Annotated in this window: 13 protein-coding genes; 6 read left to right on the top strand and 7 right to left on the bottom strand. The window is 41.8% G+C overall.

The window, feature by feature from the left end:
• Window positions 1–15 precede the first annotated feature (15 nt).
• On the bottom strand, window positions 16–1,254 hold the full coding sequence (locus PR808_RS19910) for an O-antigen ligase family protein (protein ID WP_272539963.1): 1,239 nt from the start codon (window positions 1,252–1,254) through the stop codon (window positions 16–18).
• 200 nt (window positions 1,255–1,454) lie between these two features.
• On the opposite strand from PR808_RS19910, the gene mutM reads away from it, so the two are divergent.
• Window positions 1,455–2,264, top strand: a complete 810-nt coding sequence (gene mutM, locus PR808_RS19905; protein WP_206085753.1) for a bifunctional DNA-formamidopyrimidine glycosylase/DNA-(apurinic or apyrimidinic site) lyase — start codon at window positions 1,455–1,457, stop codon at window positions 2,262–2,264.
• A 10-nt stretch (window positions 2,265–2,274) separates the two neighbouring features.
• On the opposite strand, the gene coaD is transcribed toward mutM, so the two are convergent.
• A complete protein-coding gene (gene coaD, locus PR808_RS19900; RefSeq protein WP_206085761.1) occupies window positions 2,275–2,760 on the bottom strand; it encodes a pantetheine-phosphate adenylyltransferase in 486 nt (161 codons plus the stop codon).
• Window positions 2,761–2,963: 203 nt separating this feature from the next.
• On the opposite strand from coaD, the gene waaA reads away from it, so the two are divergent.
• Together waaA and PR808_RS19890 are read left to right on the top strand one after the other, a co-directional pair.
• Entirely contained in the window at window positions 2,964–4,244 is a 1,281-nt protein-coding gene (waaA, locus tag PR808_RS19895) for a lipid IV(A) 3-deoxy-D-manno-octulosonic acid transferase (protein WP_206085995.1), read from the top strand.
• A gap of 187 nt (window positions 4,245–4,431) precedes the next feature.
• Window positions 4,432–5,892: an ArnT family glycosyltransferase gene (locus PR808_RS19890; protein ID WP_206085763.1), complete on the top strand. Its 1,461-nt coding sequence runs from the start codon at window positions 4,432–4,434 to the stop codon at window positions 5,890–5,892.
• Between the two features lie 37 nt (window positions 5,893–5,929).
• Here the strand turns inward: PR808_RS19890 and rfaC are convergent, their stop codons facing one another.
• The 3 genes from rfaC to rfaD are packed head-to-tail and all read right to left on the bottom strand — an operon-like array spanning window position 5,930 to window position 8,889.
• Complete coding sequence (rfaC, locus tag PR808_RS19885) at window positions 5,930–6,895, bottom strand: lipopolysaccharide heptosyltransferase RfaC (protein WP_272539962.1); 966 nt, start codon at window positions 6,893–6,895, stop codon at window positions 5,930–5,932.
• Window positions 6,895–7,941: an ADP-heptose--LPS heptosyltransferase RfaF gene (rfaF, locus tag PR808_RS19880; protein WP_206085767.1), complete on the bottom strand. Its 1,047-nt coding sequence runs from the start codon at window positions 7,939–7,941 to the stop codon at window positions 6,895–6,897. Before rfaF ends, rfaC begins: the two co-directional genes overlap by 1 nt.
• Window positions 7,942–7,950: 9 nt before the next feature.
• Entirely contained in the window at window positions 7,951–8,889 is a 939-nt protein-coding gene (gene rfaD, locus PR808_RS19875) for an ADP-glyceromanno-heptose 6-epimerase (protein WP_206085769.1), read from the bottom strand.
• Between the two features lie 229 nt (window positions 8,890–9,118).
• Between rfaD and PR808_RS19870 the strand changes: the two genes are divergently transcribed.
• Both PR808_RS19870 and tdh read left to right on the top strand, forming a co-directional pair.
• Window positions 9,119–10,315, top strand: a complete 1,197-nt coding sequence (locus PR808_RS19870; RefSeq protein ID WP_272539961.1) for a glycine C-acetyltransferase — start codon at window positions 9,119–9,121, stop codon at window positions 10,313–10,315.
• Between the two features lie 10 nt (window positions 10,316–10,325).
• On the top strand, window positions 10,326–11,351 hold the full coding sequence (gene tdh, locus PR808_RS19865; protein ID WP_272539960.1) for an L-threonine 3-dehydrogenase: 1,026 nt from the start codon (window positions 10,326–10,328) through the stop codon (window positions 11,349–11,351).
• A 66-nt stretch (window positions 11,352–11,417) separates the two neighbouring features.
• Here the strand turns inward: tdh and PR808_RS19860 are convergent, their stop codons facing one another.
• Window positions 11,418–12,467, bottom strand: a complete 1,050-nt coding sequence (locus tag PR808_RS19860) for a divergent polysaccharide deacetylase family protein (RefSeq protein WP_272539959.1) — start codon at window positions 12,465–12,467, stop codon at window positions 11,418–11,420.
• Window positions 12,468–12,504: 37 nt separating this feature from the next.
• Entirely contained in the window at window positions 12,505–13,797 is a 1,293-nt protein-coding gene (gene envC / locus PR808_RS19855) for a murein hydrolase activator EnvC (protein WP_272539958.1), read from the bottom strand.
• A gap of 435 nt (window positions 13,798–14,232) precedes the next feature.
• Between envC and PR808_RS19850 the strand changes: the two genes are divergently transcribed.
• Window positions 14,233–14,670: a rhodanese-like domain-containing protein gene (locus tag PR808_RS19850; RefSeq protein ID WP_206085783.1), complete on the top strand. Its 438-nt coding sequence runs from the start codon at window positions 14,233–14,235 to the stop codon at window positions 14,668–14,670.
• Window positions 14,671–14,706 lie beyond the last annotated feature (36 nt).

Genomic DNA, 14,706 nt, shown 5'->3' with positions numbered 1-14,706 from the left:
ATACAGGGCCTTTCTTTACTTGATTAGTATTTTTCGAATAAAAATAGCCGTTAAAATATTATATAAAATAAATATATCGATAAAAATAAATTCAAATAGACAATAAACTAAAAAGTAGCCGATAGATGAAACAAATATCCCAACATTAAAAATATCTTTTTCAACTTGAATACTTTTAAATAAGTCTCTCATATTGATGGCAAATGTTACCAAAAACAGAACTAATCCAATTAGGCCTATATTATAGCTAATATTTAGAAAGAAGGGTTCATCATTGTTGTAAAATGATTCTTTTTTACTTCTAGAATACCCCATTCCACCACTGAATTTTGGGGCATTATTATCAAATAAAAACTGATTATAAGCGACTGAACCATAGCCCGTTCCCATCAATTGATATGAGAGATTTTGAGTAAAAATTGGATATCGAGTATCAATGATTTTACCTCGAGATGAAGTGATGTCTGACGCATATAGAGATTGGTTTATTTTATTTTTTACTTGCGGGATGTAATGATAAGAGGCGAAAACAATTACTATTGCTAAAACACCAAAACTCACAATATTAACAATGAGCTTTTTGTAGTTTGAGGATAAAATAAACAAAATAATAGCAGCTTCAATAATAACAGAGAGGAAACCTCCTCGGCTACCAGTATACAATATGAACAAGAAGGCCAATACAGAAAGAAGTAGCATAGAGGCTTTTAATATTCTTTGTTTGAATAGAAATAAGGCGCTGAAAGTAAAGGGAAATAAGAGTGTCATATAATGTGCGAAACCATATCTAAGTTGTAAGTAGAGAGGTAAAGCACTATTTTTAAACTGTTTTAGAATTGGAATAAAAAATATTATAAAGGCCAATGTGGCAATGAGCGCATAACAGATTGTTTTTTTTGATTTATCACCATCGCTTTTAAATACGAGAAGAAAGAAAGTAATAATAAAAACATATCGCCAATCATTAAAGAATGCTTTGATGGCCTCTTGAGTGAAGCCTGAATAAGTAAAAAATATAGCGCAAAATAGCCCCCAGCCACCAAATAAAAAAAGCATCTTTCTTGCCTTAATTAGAGCGAGAAGGTCAGTTTTGATATTAACTCTATTCTTTAAAAGTGTGAAAGTTGTATATAAAAAAAGCAAGACAACTGAGACATTTAATACCCCCTGTGTATCGTTGGTAAACATTCCCAGTGTGACTAAAAATAGTAATAAAAAAGGAAATTGGTGGAGGAGAAAGCTGTTTATTTTCACGAAATTGCCTTTATTGTCTTTGATTTAATCTCAAAAATTGATGCTTATCATGTAGGAAAGAGTATGGAATGTAAACATAGCACATTCATAACGAAGCAAAGAAATCCAATGGATAAAAGGATTCTATCTGGTAACCTATTTCGTTTAATGAGCCACATACTGTATTGTATATTTAATATCTGATTTTTGTAGGGTTTAAAATGCCAGAACTACCAGAAGTCGAAACCAGCCGTCGTGGCATTGAACCACATTTAGTCGGTAATACAATCTCTTATGCAGTCGTAAGAAACAGCCGTTTGCGTTGGCCTGTCAGTGAACAAATAAAAAGTTTATCTGATGAAATTGTTTTAAGTGTACAACGCCGTGCGAAGTATTTGCTGATTGAATTGAAAAAGGGCTGGATTATCGTTCACTTAGGGATGTCAGGCAGTGTGCGTATTTTAACGCAAGAGTTACCTGAAGAAAAACATGACCATGTAGATTTAGTCATGCGTGACGGTAAAGTTTTACGCTATACCGACCCTCGGCGTTTTGGCGCTTGGTTGTGGTGTGACGACTTAGAAAATAGTTCGGTACTCGCGCACTTGGGCCCTGAGCCCCTATCTGATGCATTTAACCCGCAATATCTTTATGAACTCTCACAAAAAAAGAAAGTGGCGGTCAAGCCTTGGCTGATGGATAACAAAGTCGTGGTTGGCGTTGGCAATATTTATGCAAATGAAGCTTTATTTGCGACAAAAATTTCACCTGAAAAAATAACCAATACATTAACATTGGCTGAAATCACGGAGTTGGTTAAGCAAATCAAACTCGTGTTAACACGGTCGATTGAGCAAGGTGGTACAACGCTGAAGGATTTTTTGCAGTCAGATGGTAAACCAGGGTATTTTGCACAAGAGTTGTTTGTGTATGGTAAAAAGGGAGAGCCTTGTTCAATGTGCGGAACACCAATTGAAAGTATTAAACAAGGCCAGCGTAGTACTTTTTTCTGTCCGCAATGCCAAAAGTAATCTGTAATAGCTATTTTTTATTGAGCTTTCTTAGCATCGCATCTGCAACGACAGGGGGCAGAAAAGAGGAAATATCACCATCATGAAGGGCAACGTCTTTGATTAAAGAGGATGAAACGAAAGATAGGCTTTGTGATGGGAGTAAAAATACCGTTTCTAATTCAGGGACGAAGTGGCGGTTCATATTCGCTAATTGCCACTCATATTCAAAATCAGCCACGGAACGGACACCACGAATTAGAATATTCGCCCCTTTTTTTTGTGCAAAGCTCGCCATTAACTCAGAAAAACCCACGACTTCAACATTATCAAGATGAGATGTTACTTCCCTTGCAAGGGAAACTCGCTCATCAAGGGTGAACATGGGGTTCTTGCGTTGGCTATTGGCTATCGCGAGTAGCACATGGTCAAACATTGCCGCTGCACGGGTGACAATATCAACGTGCCCTGATGTGATCGGGTCAAAGGTACCTGGGTAGATGGCTTTATGTTCCATGGCGATAGTATCTCATTGTTTGTTATTGCTTATTCAAAATATTAGCGTAAATAAGCGATGTGAGCGTTTAACCTTATCGGCTATCTCGTATGGTTGCAACAAGAGTTAGCGAGGCTCTGTGAATTTTTAGGTGCATATTCTGCACACTTTTGCAGAAGGTTTATGGTAAGATAGCGCCAATTTTGGTAAGTGAATCAGATCGAATGTTATTGCTGCGGTTATATCAGGTACTTCTTTATCTTATCCAGCCATTTATATGGGTTCGCCTTTTACTGCGTAGCCGAAAAGCGCCTGCGTACCGTAAACGTTGGGGCGAGCGCTATGGTTTTTGTGCGGGTAAAGTTAAGCCTCAAGGCATTTTGCTGCATTCGGTGTCAGTTGGCGAAACGCTCGCTGCAGTCCCTTTAGTCAGGGCACTCCGTCATCATTATCCTTCTTTGCCCATCACTGTTACAACAATGACGCCAACAGGGTCGGAACGTGTACAGTCCGCATTTGGTGATGATGTTAGCCATGTTTACCTACCCTATGATTTACCCGGCTCGATGCGTCGTTTTCTTAAGCAGGTTGACCCTAAGCTTGTGATCATCATGGAAACTGAGCTTTGGCCAAACATGATAAATCAACTACATAAGCAAAAAATTCCTTTAGTTATCGCCAATGCGCGATTGTCAGAGCGTTCCGCAGCGGGTTATCAAAAATTAGGCAGCTTTGTGAAGCGTATGCTGCGTAATGTCACGATGATTGCAGCACAGCACCAAGAAGATGGTGAGCGCTTTGTTCAGTTAGGGTTAAGGCGTATGCAGTTAACAGTGACGGGAAGCTTAAAATTTGATATTTCTGTTACCCCTGAATTAGCTGTTCGAGCCATTACACTTCGCAGGCAATGGGCTGCTCATCGCCCTGTATGGATTGCGACCAGTACTCATGATGGTGAAGAAGCGATTGTCTTAGAGACACACCAAAAGTTATTAAAACGTTTTCCTAATTTATTGCTTATTTTAGTCCCTCGCCACCCTGAACGTTTTACGAAAGCTGAAGAGCTAACTCAAAAAGCGGGCTTAACGTTTATTCGTCGTAGTGCCAACACTATTCCTAGCGTAGATACTCAAGTGGTTATTGGCGATACCATGGGTGAATTGATGTTGCTGTATGGAATTGCAGATATTGCCTTTGTTGGTGGAAGCTTAGTTGAAACGGGAGGGCATAACCCTCTAGAAGCGGCAGCGCATGCATTACCCGTTTTAATGGGACCGCATACCTTTAATTTTAAAGATATTTGTGGAAAGTTAACGCAGGCAGATGGGCTGATTACTGTCACGGATAGTGAATCGATGGCTCAAGCTGTAACTAGCTTGCTTTCTGATGAAGACTACCGTTTATATTATGGCCGCCATGCTGCAGAAGTTTTACATGAAAACCAAGGCGCTCTGCAACGGCTATTAAAATTATTGCAGCCATATTTACCCCCAAAAGAACAATAATAATCAAGAGTGTCTTTTTTAGATAGGCTAACTTGAACATTTCAACAATGAACAGTGAATATTTTCTCCCACACCTTAGTATTATATTTAAACTATAGTAGACTGCACCGTTTGTTATAGGGGTATTCTATTTTGCTTTTTAAGTCATGAATAGAGTACTTGTTTTTTCCTTATATTTTAAGACAGTATGCCAGCAATCAATCAACCAAATTCAAATAAATATGTTTATTTATGGATCATAGGCTATGCCGTAGCATGGATCTTAGCGAGCTTTTATTTTGACCCAACAGTGCCTTATGACACGGTAGAAGCTGTGAATTGGGGAATGAATGGGGAATGGGGCTCCCCGAAAAATCCCTGGTTTGTTGGCGTATTGATGTGGCCAGCTATCTATTTGGGGATTTCGTATAGTTTTTATTGGTATTTGATCCATTTTATCGGTATTGCGTTTGGTCTGTTGGGGGTCTGGAAGCTGGCTTATCGTTTAACTGGGCGTCGTGATCTCGCTTGGTTTGCAATGTTGATGCTGAATTTATCAGGTGTCATTAATTTCGATATCATTCCTTATAATGATAACTATATTTTAGTCACTTTGTGGCCATGGGTGTTGTATTTCTTTTTGCGTGCGGTGGATGATAATCCAGCGTGGTGGTTGCCTTTTGCCTTGTTTGCTGGGCTGGCAACTATGGGTAAATACTCAACATTGGCTTTAGTCGGCTCGGTTTTTTTACTGACTATTTTTGTTAAGCAAGCGCGTCAAAGCTATCGTTATCCTGTCTTTTATTTGGCTATCGCACTGTGGTTTGCGTTAGTTCTACCTAATTTCTTTTGGTTGATGGCAACGGATTTCTCTGCTTTTAAATGGGTGGATTCGCAAATTGACCCTGGTTTTAATTTCCATACAACTCAAGCGGCACTTAGTGTTTTTTACCCGTTAGTGATTGCGGCCATTATTATTTATTGCAGTGGCGGGAAACTTGGGTGGCCTAAAGCATTGCCTAATCGTATGGCAAATTTCATTATTTTATTCCCTCTAGTTGTTATTTATGGCTGGTTCTCGTTCCATGATGGCGGGCGGATTACAGAATGGTTACAGCCTTTTATGGCGATTATTGCACCTTTGTTTGTTGGCTCAATAACTGTGATGCCAAGAAAACCGTTTAACAAATCACTCATTGGTTTTGCGATTTTTGGGGTTTTAGTGGTTGTCGGCTATATCACAGTGCAAGCGGCGAATATCCGCGGAGCAGGGCAAAAATTTATTGGTGTTAAAACCTTAATTGCTGATGGTGAACAGCGTTGGTATCAGCGCTATGGTACACCCGTGAAATACGTCGGTGGCGAAGATAACCAATATCAATGGTTTATTATTTATGGGAAAGACAGGCCGCATGTTATCCAACCTTGGTCGATGGAGAAACATATGCCGCCAAATGTATATAACCGTGATATCACTGAAGCAGAAATTCGCCAGCATGGTGCTTTGTTATTAGGTAAAAAATACGATGATTGTGCCCATGAGAATTTTGCCAAAGTACGTAAGTTCTGGCCGCAATTTACCATCGAAAAAGAAGATGTCATTTACCAGTCAGAGCCTGATGCCGCGCCTGAAACGATGTGCTTTGGGTTTATTGCACCGCAGAAATGATCTAAAGAAAAAATCGGCGATATGCCGATTTTTTATCTTATGAAATAAATTGAACCAGCTGTTGATAAACTGTATTTGGTGTAATATTAGCCATAACCTTGTTGGTTGATATCAATTCGTGCTGTTCTTGCCCATAACCCCCAATCAGCCCTGGATCGGTAGGGCCAAAGAGCGTGAAGTTAGGTTTATCCAGTGCAGCAGTTAGATGGCTTAGCCCTGTATCAACAGAGACAACAGCTTTGGCATTGGCAATTTGCTGCGCAACTTCAGCAAGTGTGAGCTTTGGTAATACTTCGACAAAATCAAAACCGTTTGCCAACCGCTGTGCGCGTTGCTGTTCATGTGGCGCTCCCCACGGTAGCTTTATTTTTATGCCACTCCCCGCCATTAATTCAATTAAATTCCGCCAACTTTCTTCAGGCCAGTGTTTATCATCACGGGTGGTTGAGTGTAGGAAAACCACGTAAGGGCATTCCTGACGAGTTGAAGATTGTCGGAAATGCTGCGCAATAGCGTAATCGCCTTGCTGTGCTGGGCAAACATACCCAAGGCTTTTCGCAAATAATTGACGGATGCGTTCAACGGCGTGTTGTTGCTTGCTAATAGCATAACGGTGGTCGTAGAAAAAACTGGCAAGAGGTTCACGAATGCTATGGCGGTCATAGCCGTGTTTATCGCCATGTGCCAAGCGCGTAACAAGAAATGCGCTTTTTAGTAGGCCTTGAGCATCAATAATTGCATCATACTGTGTTGCTTGCAGTTGCTGGCGAAAAGCTGCACGTTCAGCCCTGATCGGCGCAGAAAACCAGTTTTTTCGCCAACGGCGGATAGCGACAGGGATCACTTGGTTGACCGCACTGTGCCATGTTGGAATTTGAGCGAAACCTTCCTCAACCACCCAATCAAATTGAATATTGGGAATAGCTTGCTGAGCATCGGTTAATGCAGGTAAAGAATGTAAAACATCGCCCATTGAGGATGTTTTGACTAATAATACTCGCATTATTCAATACCTATATTTAAACGGGCTAATGCGTCTAAAACCATTTCTGGCTGGATATCGATCAGGCTTTGGTGATAACCGCTTTCGCCATCCCCTTTACGAACTTTATGATACCCCTCGATTAAGCGGATCACTTCTGCTTTATCAGATAAAGGCGGTGTGAAATCTGGGCTGCTTGGGCCATAAAGTGCAACTAAAGGTTTATCTAATGCGGCAGCGACATGCATAAGGCCTGAATCGTTACTGACAACGGCATGGCAGGCATCAATTAAGTTAACGGCTTGTTCTAGCGAGGTTTTCCCTGCAAAATTATAGCAGTACGATTTGGCATCATCCGTTAGACTTTGGCGAATATCTTCCCCTGCGGGATGGTCTTTTTGGGAACCAAATAATAAGACTCGGTAGCCTTTTAAACTGATTAGCTCTTGAGCGAGCGTTGCATAATGATAGTGCGGCCAGCGTTTTGCGGGGCCGAACTCTGCACCTGGGCAAAAACCAATAATTGGGCGAGAATCATCAATGCCAAAGGTTTGCAGTGTTTCGTTGACTTCTTGTGGCACCGTGACAAGTTTAGGTTTTAATATTGGTGATGGGATATCAGCAGCAGATTGAATAGTTTGCTTATCATAAGCAAGCGCAACGTAGCGTTGTACCATGAGTGGAAACGCTTCTTTATTCAATGGGCGAATATCATTGAGTAACCCATAACGCATCTCCCCGCGCCAGCCCGTTCTTTTTGCAATGTGAGCAAAGAACGGAACAAGTGCAGATTTTAATGAGTTAGGCAAAACAATCGCTTGGTCGTACCCATTTCCCCGCAAACTGATGCCTAATCGACGACGTTCACCGATTTCAAGGGCACCATGGCCTAAAGGCATCGGGATGGCTTGATTGACTTCAGGCATTTTTGCTAATAAAGGACGGCACCATTGTGGTGCCATCACATCAATTTGTGCGTGAGGATGAAGCGCCTTTATCGTACGATATAGGCTTTGTGACATCATCATATCCCCTACCCACGAAGGGCCGATCACCAATATTTTCATAAATACTAATTACGCGTCTTTATTGAGTAACTGCATGTATTCAGTGACACCTTCTGCAACCGTTTTAAATGGCGCAGTGTAACCAGCGGCACGTAACTTGGTGAGGTCCGCTTGTGTGAAGCTTTGGTAGCGACCTTTTAATTTTTCTGGGAATTCAATATATTCGACAGCCACATTTTTGTCTTTGTGAAATTCAGTTACGGCATCGGCAACGGCTTGGAAAGACTCTGCGCGCCCTGTTCCACAGTTAAAAATACCTGAAACGTTATTTTCCCAGAACCATAAATTCACTGCGGCAACATCGCCAACATAGATAAAGTCACGGCGGAATGTTTCGCTACCCTCAAACAATTTCGGGTTTTGCCCTTCATTAATTTGTTTATTTAAATGATAAGCAACGCTCGCCATGCCACCTTTGTGTTCTTCATTTGGGCCATAAACGTTGAAATAACGGAAGCCACAAATTTGTGACTCAGCTTCTGGCAGGATTTCACGAACATATTGGTCAAATTGGAATTTAGAGTAACCATAGACATTTAATGGCTTTTCGAACTCACGTTCTTCAATAAAGTTGTCGCTACGGCCGCCATAAGTGGCGGCAGAAGAGGCGTATAAGAAGGGAATTTCGCGTTCTAAGCAGTAATGTAATAACTCTTTAGAATACTGATAGTTATTATCCATCATATACTTGCCATCCCACTCCGTAGTGGATGAACATGCACCTTCATGGAATACGGCATCAACATCGCCAAAGTCATCACCTGAAAGGATGCTAACAAGAAAATCTTCTTTATCTGCGTAGTCCGCAATATCAAGGTCAACAAGGTTGGCAAATTTAGTGCCATCTTTCAGATTATCTACCACTAGGATATCTGTGCGGCCGATTGCATTTAGGGCTCTAACAATATTGCTGCCAATAAAACCAGCTCCACCAGTGACTATGATCATTGGGTATACCTCAAATGGGTTAAGAAAATGGAATAACAATTGATGACTATAATAACATCTCTTGGCGCAGACGGTAGCATTGATAGCAGAGAATTGAACTAGGGGCTGAATGGGAACAAGGTAAATATCGTGATCTTGGCTACAAACTTAACTTATTTATGCTGTGAATATCGCTACACACAGAGACTATTATTAAACTCTATAAATAGTCACTATACAGGAAGAAATCATGTCAGAAAGATTTTATCAGCAGATTCAAGACCAATTGGTACAAATTGAAGCGGATGGGTTATTTAAACACGAACGCATTATTACGACCTCACAAGATGCCGACATTGAAATTGTCGGAGGCCAACGAGTCATCAATTTCTGCGCTAATAATTATCTTGGGCTTGCGAACCACCCGGCGTTAATTGAAGCGGCTAAACAAGGCATGGATACTCATGGTTTTGGAATGGCTTCCGTCCGTTTTATTTGTGGAACGCAAGATAGCCATAAAGTTTTAGAGCGCAAACTGGCTGATTTCTTAGGCATGGAAGACGCTATTCTCTATTCATCCTGTTTTGATGCTAACGGTGGCCTATTCGAAACCTTATTGGGGCCAGAAGATGCCATTATTTCTGATGCATTAAACCATGCTTCAATTATTGATGGTGTGCGGTTAAGTAAAGCTAAACGCTACCGTTACAGCAATAACAATATGGTTGAGTTAAAAGAACGCCTAGAAGAAGCAAAAGCGGCGGGTGCCCGTCATATTTTAATTGCCACTGATGGCGTTTTTTCAATGGATGGTGTGATTGCTGATTTACAATCTATTTGTGACTTAGCGGATGAGTACCAAGCGTTAGTGATGGTTGATGACTCCCATGCCGTGGGTTTTGTCGGCGAAAATGGCCGCGGTAGCCATGAATACTGCAATGTAATGGGGCGTATCGATATTATTACGGGAACGTTAGGTAAAGCACTTGGCGGTGCTTCCGGTGGTTATACGGCAGCGAAAAAAGAGGTCGTTGAGTGGCTACGTCAGCGTTCTCGCCCTTATTTATTCTCGAATTCCCTTGCGCCTGCGATTGTTGCCGCGTCTATCAAAGTGATTGATATGATGGAAGAAGGCCAATCACTACGTGAAAAACTATGGCGTAACGCGGTGTTATTTAGGGAAAGAATGACGGCAGCGGGTTTTACGCTTGCCGGAGCCGACCACGCTATCATCCCTGTTATGTTAGGTGACGCCAAGCTCGCCCAAATTTTTGCGAAAGAGCTACTTGATGAAGGTATCTATGTCACTGGCTTTTTCTACCCAGTTGTGCCGCAAGGTCAGGCACGAATTCGTACACAGATGTCCGCAGCCCACAGTGAGGAGGATATTTTACACGCCGTTGAAGCATTCACCCGCATTGGTAGAAAACTAAAAATAATCAAATAAAAGGTCTTTTATGAAAGCACTGTCCAAACTGAAAGCTGAACCAGGTATATGGATGACGGACGTTCCGAAACCGGAACTCGGGCACAATGATGTGATGATCAAAATTCGCAAAACCGCTATCTGCGGTACAGATGTACATATCTATAACTGGGATGAATGGTCACAAAAAACTATTCCTGTCCCGATGGTGGTCGGTCATGAATATATAGGGGAAATTGTTGCGATTGGGCAGGAAGTCAAAGGCTTTAAAATTGGTGACCGAGTGTCAGGGGAAGGGCATATTACATGTGGTCACTGTCGTAACTGCCGTGGTGGCCGTACCCATCTTTGTCGTAATACAATTGGTGTAGGCGTGAATCGAGAAGGCTGTTTCGCCGAGTATTTGGTGATCCCAGCTTTCAACGCATTCAAAATACCCGACAATATTCCTGATGAAATAGCCGCTATTTTTGACCCATTTGGTAACGCTGTGCATACAGCGCTTTCGTTCGATTTAGTGGGTGAGGATGTGCTGGTTTCTGGGGCTGGGCCGATTGGCATCATGGCTGCCGCGGTCTGTCGCCATGTTGGCGCTCGTCATGTAGTTATTACGGATGTGAATGATTATCGCCTTGAATTAGCGAAAAAAATGGGTGTTTCCCGTGCAGTCAATGTGAGTCGTGAAAACCTAAAAGATGTGATGAACGAACTCGGCATGAAAGAAGGTTTTGATGTGGCATTAGAAGTTTCGGGGGCGCCTGCGGCTTTTCAAACCATGTTAGACACCATGAATCATGGTGGACGTATTGCGTTATTAGGGATACCTCCTGCCTCAATGGCAACAGATTGGGGCCAAGTTATATTCAAAGGACTGTTTATTAAAGGTATTTATGGCCGAGAGATGTTCGAAACTTGGTATAAAATGGCGACACTGATCCAATCAGGATTAGATTTATCACCCATCATCACTCATCAATTTTCCATTGATGATTTCCAAAAAGGCTTTGACGTTATGCGCTCAGGCCAAGCCGGAAAAGTGATTTTAAACTGGGATTAATTAGCGAGTTATTCCCTTCTGAGGTTATTGCCTTCAGAAGGGAATGATGTATGTGGGAGCTAACCTCTAAGATTCGGTTTTAAAAAGCATGCGCTTTTTCGTTGGCGCTTCTTGTTTAAGCAATGGTTGCAATGTTTTGTCTTGATAAATATTTTCGACAATCGACATAATTAAATCGATACCTTGTAATTTCGTTTCAGGTATTGTGACCTCACAAATGCCTAACTCTTCGACAATAAGTCCATCTTCTGGTTTGCTTTCAATCGATTCAGTTGACTCTGGTGCTTTTGGCTGCTCACTGTCAGGCTGTTTCTCTTTAGGTTGCTCAGGTTTTTTCTGTGCTTCTTCAGAGAGCATTCTGAGTGATGTCGCAGGTTGCTTTGCAGGATCTTGAGGGTTAACCAATGCACTTACTGCAACCAGTTCGATATCAGCGGGCAGTTGTGGCAAATATTTTTGCAGTGCACGCACAGTAGAGGGATGCGGGTGACCTATCGCTACAGCGCTACCGTGTTTTCGCGCATAAGCAACGGCTTTATTTAGTTGGGTACGTGTTTCTTCTTCTGATTGGTGGTTATCAATAAAGATGTTACGGCGCAGTGTTGGGACGCCAAATTCTTTTGCTGCATTTCCTGCCTGCGTATTGCCGATAGTCACACTATCGAGAAAAAATAAATTTGATTGCGAGAGGCTCTGCATCACATTACGCATACCTGGCAGGTTGGATGTCATTTCGCTACCCATATGATTATTCATGCCTTTTGCATGGGGTACACGGGAAATAGCATTTTTAATAATACGGTCAATTTCCGCCGCACTCATTGAGGGGGCGAGAGTGTCTTTTTCTAAGGGCTGCTTACTCAATGGTTTCATGGGCATGTGGATCAGAATATCCCGCCCTTGCTGGTAGGCTTTTTCCGCCACTTCACGGCCATGGGGCGAACTGGGTAAAATCGCAATCGTGACCGCGGGGGAAAGTGCTAAAATTTGGTTATCTTCTTTAGCGCGATAGCCAAAATCATCAATGACTATCGCGAGTTTTGCGGCGCTCACCTGCAGGCTCATCAGTAACAGCGGTAAACTAATGAATAATCTAAAGGGTAAGCGCTTCAACATAATTTCATCCTAATCGTTTGATTTTAAGTTTTCTGGGTTATCTTCCTAACCATGGGCGAGGATTAACGGTTTTACCTTGCCTGCGAATTTCAAAGTACAAGGATGGTCGCTCTTGACCACCACTGCTACCGACTAGAGCAATTGGCTGGCCAGCACGAACTTCTTGGCCCACATTGACTAAGGCACTCTGGTTATAACCATACAGGCTCATGTCACCTTTACCATGCTCAACGACCACAACAAGGCCATAACCTTGTAGCCAGTCTGCCAGTAAAACGCGACCATCTGCAATGGCTTTGACTTGTGTGCCTTCATTGGCGGCAATAACCATGCCTTTCCAACGTAGTTCGCTGGAAATGACATCACCATAATTGTGAAGTAGGGAGCCACGAACTGGCCACATGGCTTGGCCTGCGGGACGCCCTAAACCACCTGTACGGGACATAAGTGATCGCTCACTTTCAGAAGGTTTATAAGTCGCCCCTTTCTGTTTTGCTTGGCGTTCTTTTTCTGCCACTTGGGCGCGAATACGTGCCGCTTCTTTGGCTTCGCGTTCGGCTCTGGCTTTGGCTTCGCGTTCTGCACGAGCAATTTTGTCACGCAACCTTGCTTCATTTTGTTTTAAAACCGCGAGATTTTTTTGATCTTCTTTTAAGGTACTTTCAAGGGCTGTCAGGGTTTTTTGCCGAGAGGCTCGGGCGTTATCTAATTTACGCTTCTCTTGTTGTTGGCGGGTAAGTGTACTTTTTTGTTCCGCCTGTTTTTTTTGTTCTAATTGTTTTTGTTGTTGTAGCTCTTTAGTTGTTTCTTCAAGTGCAACAATGTTTTTTTCACGCGCTTGATTTAAATAACTATAGTACGCCAAGATACGCTCTTCCCGTTGGCCTTCTTCCCCTTTAAACATCAGGGTTAGGCCTTGGTGTTTACCTAAACGAAAAGCGGCATCGAGCTGATCTGCAAGCATTTTTTCTTGTTGTTGTTTCTTAGTTTGTAGCTGTTTGATATTGCTATTTAAGGAAACAATTTCTTTATCTAGCTGTTTTAATTGGTTTTGTGTTTCATGTAAGCTACGCCCCGCAGCGGAAATGCTTTGTTCTTGCTGTTTGAGCTGTTCCAGTAAGTTAGAACGCTTAGCCTGCTGTTCTTTAACACTTTTTTCTTTTTCAGCAATACTTTTGAGTAAATCGTGTAATTGCCCTTTATTTTCAGTGATCTGGTTTGCGAAAGCGGTATGTGTAGGGGCAAGCGCAAAGAGCCCTAAACCAAGTAGGGCGGATGTAATAGCCTGACGAAGAAATGTTGTTTTCATTCGATATTGTGTATTGGCCATTGTGATAGATCACCTCAATTAAATGCAATAACTGATTATTTCATCTGCAAGTGATGGTTTCCAGCACTCTCTAATAAATAGTATTGAAAACACTTATAAATTCGGACTTTTGCCCTGAAACAAAGGCTAATTAAGTCAAATAATATAGTTTTATTATCACTGATTTATTTTGTATAGCTAGTTTTGAACGGTTTTTTATTATTGAACGCCTATTTAATCTACAGGTTAGTCCCGTTTAGGCATGTTTATGGTAAAATATTTGCGTACCGCTTCGAGAAAGAAATTCTATTTTTCAGTAAAATGGTATTAATTTTGCGTACATTACCGCAAAAAAAACACAGTAGTTTGCGTGAATTGGCTGTAATTAGCTCAACACACAGGTATACTCTGAACCCTTTGATATTCGATTTTAACTAACGGGAGTGATTGCCCCCCATGATCCAAGAAATCATGCAATTTGTAAGCCGGAACATGTTATTGAGTCTGGTTTGGATAGCGCTATTAGTTGCTGTGGTCGTCATGACCTTTAAAGGCCTCTTTTCTAAAACGAAAGTGATTGCTCGCTCACAAGCGATTACACTGATTAATAAAGAAGAAGCGGTTATTGTGGATTTGCGTTCTCGTGACGACTTCCGTAAAGGCCATATCATTGATTCTATTAATTTAACGCCGTCTGAAATTAAAGATAATAATTTAGGTGAGTTAGATAAACACAAACAGAAACCTGTGATTATCGTTTCTGCAAGTGGCATGGAATCAAACAAACCCGCAGAGCAACTCGTGCAACACGGTTTTGAAAAAGTCTTTGTCCTGAAAGAAGGGATTGCTGGTTGGGCAGGTGAAAACCTTCCACTGGCTCGTGGTAAGAAGTAGTTACCGTTACCTCAAGCTGCCTATATCAATAGGTAA

This window comes from Providencia sp. PROV197, assembly GCF_028479625.1.
Lineage (GTDB): Bacteria > Pseudomonadota > Gammaproteobacteria > Enterobacterales > Enterobacteriaceae > Providencia > Providencia vermicola.
The sequence above is the reverse complement of the archived record's forward strand: the minus strand, read 5'-3'. Positions and strand labels throughout refer to the sequence as shown.

What these genes read in the sequence shown, in the direction of transcription:
- envC (WP_272539958.1), bottom strand. Translation starts at nt 13,797, where the DNA reads ATGGCCAATACACAATATCGAATGAAAACAACATTTCTTCGTCAGGCT.
- rfaC (WP_272539962.1), bottom strand. Translation starts at nt 6,895, where the DNA reads ATGCGAGTATTATTAGTCAAAACATCCTCAATGGGCGATGTTTTACAT.
- waaA (WP_206085995.1), top strand. Translation starts at nt 2,964, where the DNA reads ATGTTATTGCTGCGGTTATATCAGGTACTTCTTTATCTTATCCAGCCA.
- PR808_RS19870 (WP_272539961.1), top strand. Translation starts at nt 9,119, where the DNA reads ATGTCAGAAAGATTTTATCAGCAGATTCAAGACCAATTGGTACAAATT.
- PR808_RS19850 (WP_206085783.1), top strand. Translation starts at nt 14,233, where the DNA reads ATGATCCAAGAAATCATGCAATTTGTAAGCCGGAACATGTTATTGAGT.
- rfaF (WP_206085767.1), bottom strand. Translation starts at nt 7,941, where the DNA reads ATGAAAATATTGGTGATCGGCCCTTCGTGGGTAGGGGATATGATGATG.
- PR808_RS19890 (WP_206085763.1), top strand. Translation starts at nt 4,432, where the DNA reads ATGCCAGCAATCAATCAACCAAATTCAAATAAATATGTTTATTTATGG.
- rfaD (WP_206085769.1), bottom strand. Translation starts at nt 8,889, where the DNA reads ATGATCATAGTCACTGGTGGAGCTGGTTTTATTGGCAGCAATATTGTT.
- mutM (WP_206085753.1), top strand. Translation starts at nt 1,455, where the DNA reads ATGCCAGAACTACCAGAAGTCGAAACCAGCCGTCGTGGCATTGAACCA.
- tdh (WP_272539960.1), top strand. Translation starts at nt 10,326, where the DNA reads ATGAAAGCACTGTCCAAACTGAAAGCTGAACCAGGTATATGGATGACG.
- PR808_RS19860 (WP_272539959.1), bottom strand. Translation starts at nt 12,467, where the DNA reads ATGTTGAAGCGCTTACCCTTTAGATTATTCATTAGTTTACCGCTGTTA.
- coaD (WP_206085761.1), bottom strand. Translation starts at nt 2,760, where the DNA reads ATGGAACATAAAGCCATCTACCCAGGTACCTTTGACCCGATCACATCA.